The organism is Mesorhizobium sp. PUT5 (assembly GCF_052216645.1).
GTDB lineage: Bacteria > Pseudomonadota > Alphaproteobacteria > Rhizobiales > Rhizobiaceae > Mesorhizobium.
In genome coordinates, this window is sequence record NZ_JBQOSO010000003.1 from 2,346,133 (window position 1) to 2,362,718 (window position 16,586).

Annotated in this window: 19 protein-coding genes and 2 tRNA genes; 4 read left to right on the top strand and 17 right to left on the bottom strand. The window is 64.7% G+C overall.

From position 1 onward, the window contains the following. Positions 1-20: 20 nt before the first annotated feature. The 12 genes from ACTDI4_RS12970 to ACTDI4_RS13025 all read right to left on the bottom strand — a co-directional run bounded on the left by ACTDI4_RS12970 (position 21) and on the right by ACTDI4_RS13025 (position 7,890). Complete coding sequence (locus ACTDI4_RS12970; RefSeq protein ID WP_442841546.1) at positions 21-344, bottom strand: FtsB family cell division protein; 324 nt, start codon at positions 342-344, stop codon at positions 21-23. A 159-nt stretch (positions 345-503) separates the two neighbouring features. Further along, positions 504-1,778 (bottom strand): phosphopyruvate hydratase, encoded by a 1,275-nt coding sequence (gene eno / locus ACTDI4_RS12975; RefSeq protein ID WP_442841547.1) that lies wholly within the window; start codon positions 1,776-1,778, stop codon positions 504-506. 195 nt (positions 1,779-1,973) lie between these two features. Continuing rightward, positions 1,974-2,049 (bottom strand) — tRNA-Phe (locus ACTDI4_RS12980). Between the two features lie 195 nt (positions 2,050-2,244). Then, positions 2,245-2,457: a DNA gyrase inhibitor YacG gene (yacG, locus tag ACTDI4_RS12985; RefSeq protein ID WP_442841548.1), complete on the bottom strand. Its 213-nt coding sequence runs from the start codon at positions 2,455-2,457 to the stop codon at positions 2,245-2,247. Between the two features lie 25 nt (positions 2,458-2,482). Continuing rightward, positions 2,483-3,112 (bottom strand): Maf-like protein, encoded by a 630-nt coding sequence (locus tag ACTDI4_RS12990; protein WP_442841549.1) that lies wholly within the window; start codon positions 3,110-3,112, stop codon positions 2,483-2,485. 27 nt (positions 3,113-3,139) lie between these two features. After that, positions 3,140-3,358 (bottom strand): translation initiation factor IF-1, encoded by a 219-nt coding sequence (infA, locus tag ACTDI4_RS12995; protein ID WP_347969974.1) that lies wholly within the window; start codon positions 3,356-3,358, stop codon positions 3,140-3,142. 84 nt (positions 3,359-3,442) lie between these two features. Next, positions 3,443-3,847 (bottom strand): arsenate-mycothiol transferase ArsC, encoded by a 405-nt coding sequence (locus ACTDI4_RS13000; RefSeq protein WP_442841550.1) that lies wholly within the window; start codon positions 3,845-3,847, stop codon positions 3,443-3,445. A 46-nt stretch (positions 3,848-3,893) separates the two neighbouring features. Beyond that, the gene (locus tag ACTDI4_RS13005; protein WP_442841551.1) at positions 3,894-4,379 is read right to left on the bottom strand and encodes a UPF0262 family protein; all 486 of its coding nucleotides are present in this window, start codon (positions 4,377-4,379) and stop codon (positions 3,894-3,896) included. A 9-nt stretch (positions 4,380-4,388) separates the two neighbouring features. Further along, entirely contained in the window at positions 4,389-5,681 is a 1,293-nt protein-coding gene (gene hisD, locus ACTDI4_RS13010; protein WP_442841552.1) for a histidinol dehydrogenase, read from the bottom strand. An 8-nt stretch (positions 5,682-5,689) separates the two neighbouring features. Next, positions 5,690-6,124: a DUF2948 family protein gene (locus ACTDI4_RS13015; RefSeq protein ID WP_442841553.1), complete on the bottom strand. Its 435-nt coding sequence runs from the start codon at positions 6,122-6,124 to the stop codon at positions 5,690-5,692. Between the two features lie 109 nt (positions 6,125-6,233). Further along, a complete protein-coding gene (murA, locus tag ACTDI4_RS13020) occupies positions 6,234-7,529 on the bottom strand; it encodes a UDP-N-acetylglucosamine 1-carboxyvinyltransferase (protein WP_442841554.1) in 1,296 nt (431 codons plus the stop codon). 151 nt (positions 7,530-7,680) lie between these two features. Continuing rightward, positions 7,681-7,890: a hypothetical protein gene (locus ACTDI4_RS13025; RefSeq protein ID WP_442841555.1), complete on the bottom strand. Its 210-nt coding sequence runs from the start codon at positions 7,888-7,890 to the stop codon at positions 7,681-7,683. Between the two features lie 136 nt (positions 7,891-8,026). Between ACTDI4_RS13025 and ACTDI4_RS13030 the strand changes: the two genes are divergently transcribed. From ACTDI4_RS13030 to rimO, 4 genes are all read left to right on the top strand, one after another. Then, positions 8,027-8,101, top strand: a tRNA-Thr gene (locus tag ACTDI4_RS13030). 197 nt (positions 8,102-8,298) lie between these two features. Next, the gene (locus ACTDI4_RS13035) at positions 8,299-8,709 is read left to right on the top strand and encodes a DUF930 domain-containing protein (RefSeq protein WP_442841556.1); all 411 of its coding nucleotides are present in this window, start codon (positions 8,299-8,301) and stop codon (positions 8,707-8,709) included. Positions 8,710-8,877: 168 nt separating this feature from the next. Then, positions 8,878-9,540, top strand: coding sequence for a TerC family protein (locus tag ACTDI4_RS13040; RefSeq protein WP_442841557.1), 663 nt, complete (start codon positions 8,878-8,880; stop codon positions 9,538-9,540). Positions 9,541-9,603: 63 nt separating this feature from the next. Continuing rightward, complete coding sequence (rimO, locus tag ACTDI4_RS13045) at positions 9,604-10,917, top strand: 30S ribosomal protein S12 methylthiotransferase RimO (RefSeq protein ID WP_442841558.1); 1,314 nt, start codon at positions 9,604-9,606, stop codon at positions 10,915-10,917. Positions 10,918-10,956: 39 nt separating this feature from the next. Here the strand turns inward: rimO and ACTDI4_RS13050 are convergent, their stop codons facing one another. The 5 genes from ACTDI4_RS13050 to ACTDI4_RS13070 form a co-directional block, all read right to left on the bottom strand. Then, the gene (locus tag ACTDI4_RS13050; RefSeq protein ID WP_442841559.1) at positions 10,957-11,601 is read right to left on the bottom strand and encodes a glutathione S-transferase family protein; all 645 of its coding nucleotides are present in this window, start codon (positions 11,599-11,601) and stop codon (positions 10,957-10,959) included. A 184-nt stretch (positions 11,602-11,785) separates the two neighbouring features. Continuing rightward, positions 11,786-12,853, bottom strand: coding sequence for a BMP family ABC transporter substrate-binding protein (locus ACTDI4_RS13055; protein ID WP_442841560.1), 1,068 nt, complete (start codon positions 12,851-12,853; stop codon positions 11,786-11,788). Between the two features lie 37 nt (positions 12,854-12,890). Then, complete coding sequence (locus ACTDI4_RS13060; protein ID WP_442841561.1) at positions 12,891-13,865, bottom strand: ABC transporter permease; 975 nt, start codon at positions 13,863-13,865, stop codon at positions 12,891-12,893. Next, a complete protein-coding gene (locus ACTDI4_RS13065) occupies positions 13,865-14,977 on the bottom strand; it encodes an ABC transporter permease (protein WP_442843342.1) in 1,113 nt (370 codons plus the stop codon). The genes ACTDI4_RS13060 and ACTDI4_RS13065 overlap by 1 nt, the downstream gene beginning before the upstream one ends. Continuing rightward, positions 14,974-16,566 (bottom strand): ABC transporter ATP-binding protein, encoded by a 1,593-nt coding sequence (locus ACTDI4_RS13070; RefSeq protein ID WP_442841562.1) that lies wholly within the window; start codon positions 16,564-16,566, stop codon positions 14,974-14,976. Before ACTDI4_RS13070 ends, ACTDI4_RS13065 begins: the two co-directional genes overlap by 4 nt. Between the last annotated feature and the right edge of the window lie 20 nt (positions 16,567-16,586).

A 16,586-nucleotide genomic window follows, 5' to 3' on the forward strand; every position in this document is an offset into this window, starting at 1 on the left:
AACGATTAACCGACTTTCGGTTAATCGCCATTCCGAGGCACCATGACGATGACTTCGTCGGGCAGCGAAAGGTTGAGCGCCCGACGCGCCTGCTCGTCCAGCATATCCTTTTCCATGCTGCCGTCATGCAATAATTGCACGCGCTGTTCCATCTCCACGCGCCTGGCCTTGATGGACGCCAGCTGCGCCTCCAGTTCGGCCGCCTGTGCCTGAAGCCTGTACTTGGAATAAATGCCGAATTCGCCGTGATAGGCATGGAAGCCGAAATAGGCCAGGAAGGCCGCGCACAGCAGCGGCACGATCAGCCGTCCGGTATTTCTCTGCTTGTGCTGACGTGTCCACATCGACCCAGTTCCTTGCCGGTCCTTTCTCGCCCCCAGCCTTTCTCACCCATTGTGCTTAATGGACGGTTACGCCGCGCAGCCGCAGCGGCAGGTCGAAACGAAAAAGGGCGGCCCGCGCCGCCCTTTCCCTGTCTTCGCCTGTCGACGAAAATGCCTCGCTCAGCCCCGCAGGATCGAGGTGCCCGCATAGCGCGCCTGCCTGCCCAGTTCCTCCTCGATGCGGATGAGCTGGTTGTATTTGGCGAGCCGGTCGGAGCGCGCCAGCGAGCCGGTCTTGATCTGCCCGCAATTGGTGGCCACGGCGAGGTCGGCGATGGTGGCGTCCTCGGTCTCGCCGGAACGATGCGACATCACCGCCGTGTAGGCCGCGCGATGGGCGGTCTCGACTGCGTCCAGCGTTTCCGACAGCGAGCCGATCTGATTGACCTTGACCAGGATGGAGTTGGCCACGCCCATGCGGATGCCATCGCGCAGGCGCGCCGAATTGGTCACGAACAGATCGTCGCCGACGAGTTGAACCTTGTCGCCGCATAGGTCGGTCAGCACCTTCCAGCCGTCCCAGTCGTCCTCGGCCATACCGTCCTCGATGGAGATGATCGGATAGTCGGCGGCGAGCTTGGCCAGATATTTCGCCTGCGCCTTCGGGTCACGCGTCTTCTTCTCGCCCTCATAGACATAGGCGCCATCCTTGAAGAACTCGGTGGCGGCGCAGTCGAGGCCGAGCGCGACCTGTTCGCCCGGCTTGTAGCCGGCCTTCTCGATCGAACCCATGATGAAGTCGAGCGCAGCCTGCGCGCTCTTCAGGTTCGGCGCGAAGCCGCCCTCGTCGCCGACATTGGTATTGTGGCCGGCGTCCTTCAGGCCCTTCTTGAGCGTATGGAAGATCTCGGCGCCCCAGCGCACCGCCTCGCGCAGCGAGGAGGCGCCGACCGGCATGATCATGAATTCCTGAAAGTCGATCGGGTTGTCGGCATGCGCGCCGCCGTTGATGATGTTCATCATCGGCACCGGCAGCACATGGGCGCCGGCGCCGCCGACATAGCGGTAGAGCGGCAGGTCGGCAGCCTCGGCCGCCGCCTTGGCCACGGCCAGCGACACGCCCAGGATGGCGTTGGCGCCGAGCCTGCTCTTATTGGGCGTGCCGTCCAGCTCGATCATGGTCTGGTCGATTTGAAGCTGGTTCTCCGCCTCCAGGCCGCCGATCGCCTCGAACAGCTCGCCGTTCACGGCCTCGACCGCGCGCTCCACGCCCTTGCCGAGATAGCGGGAACCGCCGTCGCGAAGCTCGACCGCCTCATGCGCGCCGGTGGAGGCGCCGGAAGGAACCGCGGCGCGGCCCATGGAACCGTCTTCCAGCACCACGTCCACCTCGACCGTGGGGTTGCCCCGGCTGTCCAGGATTTCACGGCCTACGATATCGACGATGGCGGTCATGGCGGGTCCCCGATGCGATCAGTTTCGATGCCGCCGTCTTAGCCAAAGCGCTGCAAAACGCAATCGGCAGGCACAAATATTGCCGTCCGACCGGTCATGGTCCCCGGCGGAAGGAGCACCGAGGCCGCCTGCATGGCTGCAAGAAGAAGTTCCAGCCGCGCCGGAAGATTTGAACGGTAGCGGGACTATTCAGGATGGTGCCCAGGGCCGGAATCGAACCAGCGACACGCGGATTTTCAGTCCGCTGCTCTACCAACTGAGCTACCTGGGCCTCGCTCCGCGGGCGTGTCGCCCGTCGGTCTTCGAAAGCGCCAAGGCGTCCCTCGAAAGCAGGTGGCTTATAGCACGAGAATCGGCCCTGTCCAGCGCTGCGGTGACGATTTTCAACGAGAAGAGAAAACACCTTGCAGAAGCATGAGCAGCCCGCGCCGCGCGCGCCCGGACCGGCCGTTTTGCATGCCAGGAATCAGTCGGCGGGGCGGTCCGGCGAAGGCTTTTCGTCTTCCTCTTCCTCGTCGCGGACCGGAATGGCATAGGCGCCTTTCAGCCAGCGATTGAGGTCGAGGGCCTTGCAGCGCGCCGAGCAGAACGGAAAGGTTTCGCGCGCCGAGGGCCGGCCGCATTCCGGGCAGGGTCGGCGGGGCCGCAGAGGAGTGACGGTGCTGTCCTTGCCGGTCATGGCATTGTCCGCGCCGATGCCGCGCTCACGAGACGGGTTCCGCCGGCCAGCGCCGGTGGATGTCGTAGCCCTCGCCCGCGAGCAGCGCCGTCGTCTCGTAAAGCGGCAGGCCGACGACATTGGTGTAGGAGCCGGAAAGCTTCACCACGAAGGCTCCGGCAAGCCCCTGCACGGCATAGCCGCCCGCCTTGCCGCGCCACTCGCCCGAGGCGACGTAGCTGTCGATCTCCCGGCGGGGCAGCCGCCGGAAGCGCACGCGCGTCTCCACCAGCTTCTGGCGCAGCTTGCCGTCTGGCGTGAGCAGGCAGATGCCGGAATAGACCCGGTGCGAGCGGCCCGAAAGTAATTGCATGCAGAAGGCGGCATCGTCCAGCGTTTCGGCCTTGGGCAGGATCCGTCGCCCCACCGCCACCACCGTGTCGGCGGCGAGCACATAGGCCGGCACGTGGCCGGATTCGGCCCTGAGCGAGGCGAGCGCCTTTTCGGCCTTCTCCTTGGCCAGCCGCTTGGCCAGCGAACGCGGATGCTCGGCCCGCTGCGGGGTCTCGTCGACGTCCGCCGGCAGGATTCGGTCCGGCTCGATGCCGGCTTGCTGCAGGAGCTCGATTCGGCGCGGCGAGCCGGAGGCAAGAACGAGCGGATGCGGATTGCTCATCGCGATCCCCGGAAGGGCCGGCGTCGGCTACTTGAAACGGTAGGTGATGCGGCCCTTGGACAGGTCATAAGGCGTCATTTCGACCAGGACCTTGTCTCCGGTCAGCACGCGAATCCGGTTCTTGCGCATGCGCCCGGCGGTGTGGGCGATGATCTCGTGTTCATTTTCGAGCTTGACCCGGAACATCGCGTTCGGCAGCAATTCCGTGACGACACCAGGGAACTCGAGGACTTCTTCCTTCGGCATTCGATACCTTTGCATGGATGATTTCCGGCGGCCCGCCGGACTTGGCGCGGAACCTATCCGATTATCCGCCTTTTGTGAACACGCTTATTCGGCGCGGATCCGGTCCTGCCCGAAACGTTCGGCGATGCGCGCCTTCAGCCGCTCCCGCACCTCGCGATAGGCGGCCATGATCTGCTCGCGCGTTCCCGTGGCGGATGTGGGATCCGGCATCGGCCAATATTCCACCTCCACGGCCATGGAGCGCGTCAGCTCCAGCGCGGCATGGTGCGCCTGCGGCGCCAGCGTCACGATCAGGTCGAAATAGTCGTCTTCCAGCTCGTCGATGGTCCGGGGATGGTGCTCGCCCAGCGACAGCCCTTCCTCCGCCAGCACCGCATCCACGAAGGGGTCGCGCTCTCCGCTGCGAACGCCTGCCGACGCGACGAAGGTGGCGGCTGGCAACGCGCGGCGCGCCAGCGCCTCGGCCATGGGCGAGCGCACGGCGTTCATGCCGCACATGAACAGGATGGAGCGGGGCGGGCCGGCGGCGGCCAGGTCAGCCTCGCCAATGCAGCACGCAAACCAGCGTGAACAGCCGGCGCGCTGTGTCGAAATCGACGTCGATCTTGCCGGAAAGCCGGTCCATCAGCGTCTGCGAGCCTTCGTTGTGAAGGCCGCGCCGGCCCATGTCGATCGCCTCGATATGGCTCGGCGTGGAGGAGCGGATGGCGTCATAATAGCTTTCGCAGATCAGATAGTAGTCCTTGACGATGCGGCGGAACGGCGTCAGCGACAGGATATGAGTGACGACGGGCGTGGTGTCCTCACGGCTGATGGCGAAGACGAGGCGCGAATCGACCAGCGACAGTTTCAGCCGATAAGGTCCGATGCCGTCGTCGCTGACCGGACGGAAACTGTTCTCCTCGATCAGGTCGAAGATCGCCACGGCCCGCTCGTGCTCGACATCTGGCGTCGAGCGGCCGATCGTCTCGTCCAGCTCGACGTCGACCAGCCTGGCGCGCTGCTGCCCGGGTGCCGACATCGCCCCCGCCTAAAGATTGAGCCGCACGGCCACGGAACGGCCATGCGCGTCGAGCCCCTCCGCCTTGGCCAGCGCGATTGCCGCCGGCGCCAGCGCCTTGAGCTGGTTGGGACCGAGCTTGAGGATCGAGGTGCGCTTGAGAAAATCGAGCACCGACAGGCCGGAGGAAAAGCGCGCCGAGCGCGCCGTCGGCAACACGTGGTTGGAGCCGCCGACATAGTCGCCGATCGCTTCGGGCGTATGCCGGCCGAGAAAGACGGCACCGGCGTTGCGCATGCGTGCCAGAAAACCTTCCGCGTCGTCGATGGCCAGTTCCACATGCTCGGCGGCTATGCGATCCACCAGCGGCAGCGCGGCCTCGAAGCTGTCCACCAGAATGACGGCGCCGAAGTCGCGCCAGCTCGCGGCGGCCGTTTCGGCGCGCGGCAGGGTCTGCAACTGCCGTGCCACTGCCGCTTCCACCGCTTCGCCGAACGCGGCGTCGTCGGTGATGAGAATCGACTGCGCCGAGACGTCGTGCTCAGCCTGGGCAAGAAGGTCGGCGGCGATCCAGTCGGGATCGTTGGACCCATCGGCCACCACCAGCACCTCCGAGGGCCCGGCGATCATGTCGATGCCGACTGTGCCGAACACCTGCCGCTTGGCGGCCGCCACATAGGCGTTGCCGGGCCCGACGATCTTGGCCACCGGGCGGATCGTCCCGGTGCCGTAAGCAAGGGCCGCCACGGCTTGCGCCCCGCCGATACGGTAGATTTCGGAAATGCCGGCAAGGTCGGCGGCCACCAGCACCAGCGGGTTGAGCCGGCCGTCCGGCGCCGGCACCACCATGACGAGGCGCTCGACGCCCGCGACTTTTGCGGGCACCGCGTTCATCAGCACGGAAGACGGATAGCTGGCTGTGCCGCCGGGCACATAGAGCCCGACGGATTCGACCGGCGTCCAGTGCCAGCCCAGTTCCACGCCGGCGGCATCGGTATAGCGCTCGTCCTTCGGCCGCTGCCGCCGGTGATGGGCGTGGATGCGGTCTCGCGCGAATTTCAGCGCCTCCACGGTGGCACCATCCGCTTCCGCATAGGCTTTTTCGATGTCGGCCCGAGTCACCGCCATGCCGAGGGCGGCAAGGTCGGTGCGGTCGAAACGGCGCGTGTAGTCGACCAGCGCCGCATCTCCCTCGGCCCGCACCCGGCCGACGATGTCGCGCACGATCGCATCGACATCGGCCGAAACCTCGCGCTTGGTGGCGAGAAAGGCGCCGAAACGCGTTTCGAAGTCGGGATCGGCCTGGTGAAGCGTGACTGCCATTGGAAAACTCAACTCTTATGCAGGGGGCGGGACGTGGCCTGCCAGGCGCCGCCGGTGTCGGCCAGTCGCGCCTCGATGCATTCGACGTCCAGAACGACCGTGCCGCCGCCGGAAAACACCAGCTCGATCAGCCCGGAAGGCGGGTCGAGCGGCACGAAGCTGACGGCCAGAAGCGACAGCACATCCTCGCGATTGTTGCGGGCGATGCCGCTGGACTTGACGCCCAGCACACGGTCGAAATGTAGAACCGCGCGGCGGCGCTCGTTATGCTGGCGGAAGAAACCGGATTTCTTCTCCCAGACGAAGCGGTTCATCGGCACGATGAACCGCTTGGCGGCCGGAAGGAATTCAAGCTCGCCGACCTTCATGACCGCGTCCTGCACGTGGGCGGACAAGATCTTCAGATCCTCGACGTCGAGCGCGACCAGCTTGAGGGCGTCCATGCGGATTCCGCATCTGCGAAGGTTTATGACACGAACCTTCTGTTAGGCGGTCTTTCGGGCTCATGCAACTGTAGGGGAGCGATGCCCTACCGTGCCACTCCCCTGCCCTTCATCCGCTGATGCGCTCGATCACCGCGCCGCAGCCGGAGAGTTTCTCCTCCAGACGCTCGAAACCTCGGTCGAGATGGTAGACGCGATTGACGGTCGTCTCTCCCTCGGCCGCCAGCCCGGCGATGACCAGCGACACGGAAGCGCGCAGGTCCGTCGCCATCACGGGTGCGCCCTTGAGCTTGGAAACGCCTTCCACGATCGCCGTCTGACCCGACAGCGTGATATGCGCGCCCAGCCTGGCCAATTCCTGCACATGCATGAAGCGGTTCTCGAAGATGGTCTCGGTGATCCGCGATTTCCCCCGCGCCATGGTCATCAGGCCCATGAACTGCGCCTGCAGGTCGGTCGGGAAGCCCGGAAACGGTGCAGTCGTCACGTCGACAGGCGCGATTCCGGCGCCATTGCGCCTGACGCGGATGCCTTCATTGGTGGGGATGATTTCTGCCCCGGTCTGCACGATCACGTCCAATGCCGATTCCAGCAGGTCCGGCCGCGCGCCTTCCAGCAGCACGTCGCCGCCAGTCATGGCCACGGCCATGGCGTAGGTGCCGGTCTCGATGCGGTCGGGAATGACGCGAACGCTGGCGCCCGAAAGCCCGTCGACGCCTTCGATGGTGATGGTGGGCGTGCCAGCGCCGGAAATCTTCGCGCCCATGGCGTTGAGGCATTCGGCAAGGTTGGCCACCTCCGGCTCGCAGGCGGCGTTTTCCAGGACCGTCTCGCCGCGTGCCAGGGTCGCGGCCATCATCAGCACATGCGTGGCGCCGACCGACACTTTCGGGAAGACGTAGCGATTGCCCCTCAGCCCCTTCCTGGCCTTGGCGATGACATAGCCATTGTCCACGTCGATATCGGCGCCCAGCGCCTGCAGGCCGTCTATGAACAGGTCGACCGGCCGCGTGCCGATGGCGCAGCCGCCCGGCAGCGAGACCTTGGCTTCACCCATGCGTGCCACCAGCGGGCCGATGACCCAGAACGAAGCGCGCATCTTCGACACCAGGTCGTAGGGCGCCGTCGTGTCCACAATGTCGCGCGCGGTGAAGTTCAGCGTGCGGGCGTAGCTGGTGGCGCCGTTCTGGTGGTCACGCTTGCCGTTGACCGAATAGTCGACGCCATGATTGCCGAGGATACGGATGAGCCGTTCCACATCGGCCAGATGCGGCACGTTCTCCAGTGTCAGCGTCTCGTCGGTGAGCAGCGCGGCGATCATCAGCGGCAGCGCCGCGTTCTTGGCGCCAGAGATAGGGATGGTGCCGGTCAGCTCCTGGCCGCCGACGATCCTGATTCGATCCATGAAGAAGCGTCCCTCGGCCGGAATGGCCGCTTTCAATCGTTTGAGTGTGATCTGCCCGTCTAAACCATCGGCCGGGCCGGTTCAAGAAACTGCATTTTTTCGCCCCCTCCCTGCGGGTGCGGCGACATGACGCCCACCGCCGTGACGGCCATCAGCTCTCCTGCGCGCCGTCCTCGCCGGACGTCCCTTCCCCCGACATACCGATTCCTTCGGGACGCGTATCTCCCTCGCCGCCGCGGCGCGAACGCGTCTGCGCCTTGCGCCTGGCCAGATTGGCGCGCAGTTCCGCCGCCAGCCTTGCCCTCCGGTCGCCCTTCGGTGCCTCTTCCTTCGCGCCTGGCGGATTGGCTTTGCCAGTCATGGCCCCATCGTCCCGTACCTCGATGCATAGCGCAAATTATGGCACGGCCATGTCCGCAAGCCCAGCTTTGCACAGACTGACAGACATGCCTTGCGCTTCCCGATTTGATGTGGCAGAAGTCCGCCGCATTCGAGGCGCTGCCGTAGCTCAGTGGTAGAGCACTCCCTTGGTAAGGGAGAGGTCGAGAGTTCAATCCTCTCTGGCAGCACCATTCCATCCTGTCGATATTCCAGAAGCATCTGGTCTTGCATGGCTCGTTACGAGGCACCTGTGCTGCACGCATGTGCAGCAGACTTCTTTTTGTGCCTCGCCTCGAGCGTGCAGCACGCGGGCCCGCCGAACCGGATGTCGGAGCCGGCGGAATACGACGGCCGCCGGTCGCGTCGCGCTTGATTTTTCGAACCGGACATGATGCTTTCCCCGCCCATGAAAAGACGACTTTGCCTCGCGGCCTCAGCCCTGCTGGCATTTGCGGCGCCGGCCAATGCGCTCGACAGCCGGCTGAGGGCCGGGCTGCTCAAACTCGATCCGCAGACCCGGCTTGAACAGCGCTGCGACGCGGAAGTCCTCGAGCGCATTACCAGCGAAAACCACGGCTTCGACGCCGACAGGGTGGTGGCCTACACGTTTTCAGCGCCGCAGATCGCCCGCGATTCCATCAGAAGCAGCGGCGCGGCATTCCGCAGCAAGGGTGAATGGTATCGGCTCAAGTTCAGATGCGAGACCGCGCCCGACCACATGGATGTGTTGAAGCTTCGCTATCGGATCGGAGAGCGTATTCCCCGGGACGACTGGTCGAAACACGACCTCTATCCCTGACGGGTCGCCGGCCTGTGCCGATCCGGGGCGGACGACTTCCGTTTGCGCGACCGACATCAGGATACGTCAAAGCCCCGCGCCCCGTGCTCCGGCCCTTGACGTATTCCGGGCAGCCTCGTACGCCGTTCTGGTAACCGACATCCACATCGACATCCGAAAGCCCGGACGATGGAAATCTTCACTGCCGCCGGCATATCGGCGCTGTTGCAAGTCATTGCGATCGATCTGGTCCTGGCGGGCGATAACGCCATAGTCATCGGCCTTGCCGCAGCCGGTCTTCCGGCCAACCAGCGCCGCAAGGCCATCCTCATCGGCGTAGCAGCCGCCACGGTGCTGCGCATCTGCTTCGCCGCGATCGCGGTGAAACTGCTTGCGGTACTGGGCCTCCTGCTGGTCGGCGGCATCCTGCTCTTGTGGGTGTGCTGGAAGATGTGGCGCGAACTGCGCACGTCACAGGAGGACGAGCGCGAGGCTGCCGAATCTCTGGCCAGCGACCCTGTCCCCGCAAAGGCCAAAGCCGGTGCGGCACCCAAGCCCCGCAAGACGCTCGGCCAGGCGGCCTTGCAGATCGTCATCGCCGACGTATCCATGTCGCTCGACAATGTGCTCGCCGTGGCAGGCGCGGCACGCGACCATTTCCCGGTGCTGGTCATCGGCCTGATCCTGTCCGTTGCCCTGATGGGACTCGCCGCCAGCTTCATCGCCAAGCTGCTCCATCGTCACCGTTGGATCGCTTATATCGGCCTGCTCATCATCCTCTATGTGGCGCTCGACATGATCTGGCGCGGCGCGTTCGAGGTGTGGCCGCATGTGGACGACTTCATCATCTGACGATTTGCACCGCGCAGGAATTGTGATACTGCGCCGCCTTCCAAATCGCCGGAAGAGCCGTCCATGCCCGTCCCACGCGTCAGTTTCGTCAGCCTCGGATGCCCGAAGGCGCTCGTCGATTCGGAGCGCATCATTACGCGGCTGCGCGCGGAAGGCTACGAGATCGCCCGCAAGCACGACGGCGCCGACCTCGTCGTGGTCAACACCTGCGGCTTCCTTGATTCGGCCCGGGACGAATCCCTCGGCGCCATCGGCACGGCGTTGAAGGAGAACGGCAAGGTCATCGTCACCGGTTGCATGGGCGCGACCCCCGAGTTGATCCGCGAAAAACACCCCAACGTGCTCGCCATCACCGGCCCCCAGGCCTATGAGAGCGTCATGGCCGCGGTCCACGAGGCGGCACCTCCGGCCCACGACCCCTATGTCGACCTCTTGCCGCCGCAGGGCGTCAAGCTGACGCCGCGCCACTATGCTTATCTGAAGATTTCAGAAGGCTGCAACAACCGCTGCACCTTCTGCATCATCCCTGCCCTGCGCGGCGACCTTGTCTCGCGGCCCGCCGCCGACGTGCTGCGCGAGGCCGAAAAGCTCGCCAAGGCCGGCGTCAAGGAAATACTGGTGATCTCGCAGGACACCAGCGCCTATGGCGTCGACGTCAAATACCAGCCCAGCTTCTGGCAGGAGCGCGAGGTGCGGGCGAAATTCTTCGACCTGGCCGAGGAATTGGGCAAGCTCGGCGTGTGGGTGCGCCTGCACTACGTCTACCCCTATCCGCATGTCGCGGACGTAATCCCGTTGATGGCCGAGGGGAAAATCCTGCCCTATCTGGACATCCCCTTCCAGCATGCCTCGCCGCAGGTGCTGAAGAACATGCGCCGTCCGGCCCATGGCGAAAAAACGCTGGAGCGCATCCGCTCGTGGCGCGGGACCTGCCCCGACCTCGCCATTCGTTCCACCTTCATCGTCGGCTTCCCCGGCGAGACGGAAGAGGATTTCCAGACGCTGCTCGACTGGCTGGACGAAGCCAGGATCGACCGCGCCGGCTGCTTCAAGTACGAGCCGGTGCAGGGTGCGCGCTCCAACGATCTCGGGCTCGAACAGGTGCCGCAGGAGGTCAAGGAGGCCCGCTGGCACCGGTTCATGCAGCGCCAGCAGAAGATTTCCGCCGCGAAGCTGGCCAAAAAGGTCGGCAAGCGCCTGCCTGTCATCATCGACGAGGCGCACGGCACCTCGGCCAAGGGCCGGACCCGTTACGACGCGCCTGAGATCGACGGCGCCGTGCATATCCAGTCGCGGCGGCCGCTGCGCGCCGGCGACATCGTGACCGTAAAGATCGACCGTTCCGACGCCTACGACCTGTACGGCCAGGCGGTGTAGGCGGTGTAGGCGGTGTAGGTCCTAATCTGCCGCATCCTGCTACGCGTTGCGCGGGGCTTTGAACTGCACCGGTGTCGCCCGCCTGGCAAGTTCGGCCTCCTTGGCCTGGTAGCTGCGATAAGCGGGACGGTCCGTGGCGCGGGCCAAATAATCGCCAAATACGTCGAGCGGCGGCAGCACCTTCAGTATGTTCATGGTGAAATGGATACCGGAAGCAAGCTGCGTGTCCGCAGCGGTAAAGCTGTCGCCCACAGCATAGGCTTGGCCGGCAAGGATTTTCTCGACGTTGGCGACCATGTCCTCGAACGTGCCGAACGAAAAGCCGTTGCCTCCGTATTTCAGGCCCTGCGCCCGTGCGGCAATTGCCGGATCGAAAACCGAATCGCAATAGACGAGACGGGTGAGATAAGCGGCACGCCGCTCATCGCCGATCGGTGGAGCAAGCCCGGCCTGCGGAAACGCATCCGCCAGATACATTGTGATCGCCGCGCGCTCGGTGATGACGAAGCCGTCATGCTCGACCGCCGGAACCTTCTTGTTCGGCTGGATGGCCCGATAGCTCTCGGGAACGCCACCCGGCGCCCGGATGTCGACCAGCTCGATTTCATAGGGCTGGCCGAGTTCCTCCAGCAGCCAAAACACGCCCGACGCCCGCGACCATGGTGCGCAGTAGAATTTCAGCATCCGGATCTCCCTTTCGCTCGCTTCGGGGCTTCCTACCAAACCCCTCCTGACAGCTTCTTGTCAGGAGAGGCCATTGTGGTGCGCTCGACGCCGCCATCCGTAGGCGGATCGGGATGACGGCGTCATGGATGTCAAAAAAAGGGCGCCGCGAGGGCGCCCTTTCTCATTCATGCCGTGCCTTGCGTTACTGCGGCAGCTTGTCGTCCACGCCCTTGACGTAGAAGTTCATGCCCAGCAGCGTGGCATCGTCTGCCACCTCGCCGTCCTTGAGCCAGGGCGAGCCGTCCTGCTTTTCAATCGGGCCGGTAAAGGGGTTCCAGCCGTCGGCGATCTTCTTCTCGGTGGCTTCGGCCATGGCCTTGGTATCGTCGGCCATATTGGCGAATTCCGCCATGTGGACCGCCTTGTCCTTGATGCCGAGCCAGACATCGTCAGGCTTCCAGGTACCATCGAGAACCGCCTTCACGCGCTCGACATAATAGGGCCCCCAGTTGTCGACAATGGCCGTGTACTGAGCCTTCGGCGCGAACTTCGCCATGTCGGACGCCTGACCGAAGCCGTGCAGGCCGCGCTCCTGCGCCACCTGCAGCGGAGCGGTCGAGTCGGTATGCTGGACGATGATGTCCGCGCCCTGGTCGAACAGCGCCTTGGCGGCGTCCGCTTCCTTGCCCGGATCGAACCAGGAGTTCACCCATACGACCTTGATCTTGAAGTCGGGGTTGATGGAATGCGCGCCGAGGATGAAGGCGTTGATGCCCATCACGACTTCCGGAATCGGGAAGGAGACGATGTAGCCCGCAACGCCCGTCTTCGATTCCTTGGCGGCGATCTGGCCGATCACATAGCGGCCCTCGTAGAAGCGGGCATTGTAGATGCCCAGATTGTCCGCCGTCTTGTAGCCGGTGGCGTGCTCGAACTTCACGTCGGGGAAGCGCTTGGCGACCTTGACCTCGGCGTCCATGAAACCGAAGGACGTGCCGAAGATGATCTTGCAGCCCTCGCGCGCCAGACGCTCGAAGGCACGCTCGGCGTCCGGCCCCTCCGCCACGTTTTCGAGGTAGGCGGTCTCGACCTTGTCGCCGAGTTCCTTCTCGACGTCGAGGCGGCCCTGATCGTGCTGGTAGGAATAGCCGAAGTCGCCAATCGGTCCGACATAGACCCAACAGGCCTTCAGCTTTTCCTGAGCCTCGGCGGTCGCGGCGAGTGACACCGCGGCCGCCGTGGTCATCAGGGCAATGAGCAGTTTTTTCATGACGCTATTTCTCCGTGTTAACCTGAGTGTTCCGTTGTCAGCGATCCGGCACGAATGGCTGCCCCAGCGAGGCCGGCGTGTTCATCATCGTCAGACGCTTGTTGCGCGAGATTAGAACAAGAACCACGACGGTTGCCAGATAGGGCAGCGAAGAAAGAAACTGGGTCGGCACCGATTTCAGCAATTCTATCGGCTTGTAGACGATCCAGGGCATTCCGGCGAACTGCTGCAGGTCTATGGCCTGCACGTGGAGCTGGCCGATCCAGATCAGGCCGAATATGTAGGCCCCGATCAGCACCCGCCACGGCCGCCAGGAAGCGAACACCACCAGCGCCAGCGCGATCCAGCCGCGGCCGGCGCTCATGTTCTCCACCCATTGCGGCGTATAGACGAGCGAAAGGTGGCCGCCTGCCAGCCCCGCGCAGGCGCCGCCGAACATGACGGCGAGATAGCGGTAGCGGATGACGTGGATGCCGAGCGCATGCGCCGAACCATGGCTGTCGCCGATGGAGCGCAGGGTAAGCCCGGTGCGGGTGCGGAACAGGAACCAGGCCACGCCCGCGGTGAGCGCGATCGACAGATAGAAGATCGGGTCCTGGCCGAACAGCAGCTTGCCCACCACCGGCAGGTCGGTCACCATGGGAATGTAGAGATTGGGGAGCCTCTCGCCGGGCAGGCCGACGAAACTGGTGCCCATCATGCCCGACAGGCCGAGGCCGAGCAGTGTCAGCGACAGGCCGGTCGCCACCTGGTTGGTGGCGATGGTGAGGGTGAGGAAGGCGAACAGCAGCGAAAAGACGGCGCCGAGCGCGATTGCCGCCAGGAGGCCGATCCAGGGAGAGCCGGTCAGGTAGCCGGCGCCGAAACCGCCGACGGCGCCCATGATCATCATGCCCTCGACGCCCAGATTGAGCACGCCCGACCGCTCGGCCACCAACTCCCCGATCGCGGCGATGAGCAGCGGCGTGGCGGCCGTGGCCACGGTCATCAGTATGTTGACGGCGATGTCCATCAGTGCGCCTCCTCGAGCTTGGCCGCGACATCGAGCTTCGGTGCGCCGAGCCCGACCAGGCGGATGCGGTAGTGGATGAGCGTGTCGCAGCCGAGCACGAAGAACAGGAGCATGCCCTGGAACACGCGTGCGACCTTGTCGGAGATGCCGAGCGCGCTCTGCGCCGCCTCACCGCCAAGATAGGTCAACGCCAGCACCAGGCCCGAAGCCACGATCCCGAGCGGATTCAGCCGGCCGAGGAAGGCCACGATAATGGCCGTGAAGCCATAGCCGGGTGAGATGGAAGGCTGAAGCTGGCCGATCGCGCCGGACACTTCCGAGATGCCTGCAAGTCCCGCCAGCGCGCCCGACAGCATGAAGGCGAAGAACACCATGCGGTTGAAGCCGAATCCGGCGAAGCGCCCCGCGCGCGGGCTTGAGCCCAGCACCCGCACCTCGAAGCCCTTGAGCATGCGGCTCATCAGGATCCACACCAGCACGGCGGCCACCAGCGCGAAGACAAAGCCGACATTGGCGCGGCCGGCAGAAGGAAACAGCATCGGCAGCGTGGCCGCGTCGCTGAACTGCACCGTCTGCGGGAAGTTGAAGCCCTTGGGATCGCGCCAGGGGCTGCGCACGATCCAGTCCAGGAAAAGCTGCGCCACATAGACCAGCATAAGGCTGGTCAGGATCTCGTTGGTGTTGAAGCGCGTCTTCAGGAAGGCCGGGATGCCTGCATAGGCGGCGCCGCCGATCATACCCATGATCAGCATCAGCGGCAGCACGATCGGGCTCTCGAAGGTCGGGTAGAGCACCGGGATGACCGAGCCCGCAATGGCGCCCATGATGAACTGGCCCTCGGCACCGATGTTCCAGATATTGGCGCGATAGCAGACGGCAAGGCCGACGGCGATCAGGATCAGCGGGGCAGCCTTGATGGCCAGTTCGTGCAATTGCCAAATCTCGGTGACCGGCGAGATGAAATAGGTTCGGAACGCCGTGACCGGATTGATACCGAGCAACGCGAACATGATGCCGCCCGCCACCATCGTCAGCGCGAAGGCTATGAAGGGCGAGAGGATGGAAAACAGCGCGGAGCGCTGTGGTCGCTTCACGAGTTCGAGGCGCATCAGGCGGTCTCCAATCCCGGTTCGTCCTCGGCGTGCGCGGCATGGCCGGACTCGGCGCCGCCCATCAGCAGACCGATCTTCTCGAAGGTCGCCTCGGCGATCGGCATCGGCCTCGACAGTTCGCCATTGTGCATCACGGCGATCGCATCGGAGATTTCAAACAGTTCGTCGAGATCCTGGCTGATGACCAGCACGGCCGAGCCGCTGCGCGCCAGTTCGATCAGCGCCTGGCGGATATGGGCGGCCGCGCCCGCATCGACCCCCCAGGTCGGCTGGTTCACAACCATGACCGTTGGCTTGCGGTCCAGTTCTCGTCCGACGATGAATTTCTGCAGGTTGCCGCCGGAAAGCGCCGCGGCTTCCGGATCGGGCGCACTCTTGCGCACGTCCATCACTTCGATGATGCGCTGGGCGGCGCTGTAGACTGCGGCGCTCCTGACCATGCCGCCGGGACCTACGAAAGCCTTGTGGTCCGTGGCGTGGCGCGACAAAAGCAGGTTTTCCGACAGCTTCATGCGCGGGGCCGCACCATGGCCGAGGCGCTCCTCCGGCACGAAAGCAGCGCCCAGCAGACGACGTCCGGTTATCCCCAGCGCACCCGCGTCCTTGCCGCGGATGCGCACCGAGCCGGCATCCTGTTGCCTGACCTCGCCCGAGACGGCTTCGAAGAATTCGCCCTGGCCGTTGCCGGCCACGCCCGCGATGCCGATCACCTCGCCGGCACGCACCGTCAGACTGACGTCGCGCAGCGGGATCGAAAACGGCGTTGCCGGCTTGCGGCTGAGATTGCGGATTTCCAGCAGCGAGGCGGCCTTGTCGATGCCTTCGACCGGTGCACGCACCACCGCCTTGACCTCGTTGCCGACCATCATGCGCGCCAGCGACGAGGCTGTTTCTTCGCCCGGGTTGCAATGGCCGACCACCTTGCCGTGGCGCAATACGGTGGCGCGGTCGCAAAGGCGCTTCACCTCCTCCAGCCGATGGGAGATGTAGAGAATGGATTTTCCTTCCTCGCGCAGCCGCTCCAGCGTCTCGAACAGCTTGTCGGCCTCCTGCGGCGTCAGCACCGAGGTGGGCTCGTCGAGGATGATCAGTTGCGGCGTCTGCAGCAGGCAGCGGATGATCTCGATGCGCTGGCGCTCGCCGACCGACAGGTCGCCCACCAGCGACTGCGGATCGAGCGGCAGGCCGTAGCTGTAGGATAGCGCCCTGGCCTTGGCGGCGATGGTGCCGATGGGCGAGCCGTCATCCAGCGAAAGCGCGATGTTCTCGGCCGCAGTCAGCGCCTCGAACAGCGAAAAATGCTGGAATACCATGCCGATGCCGAGCTTCTTGGCGACGCCGGGGCTGGTGATGCGCACCGGCTGGCCGTCCCAGAAGATCTGGCCGGAATGGGGCTCCAGCGAGCCGAACAGCATTTTGACGAGCGTGGACTTGCCCGCGCCGTTCTCGCCGAGCAGCGCGTGGATTTCACCCTTGGCTATGGTCAGGTCGATATTGTCGCACGCCTTCAGCGTACCGAATATCTTTGTCAGGCCGCGGACCTCCAAAAGGTTCGCGGCATCGTGGCTTGTGCTCACAGTGCCTCCCATCCGGCATACCGGACATGTTC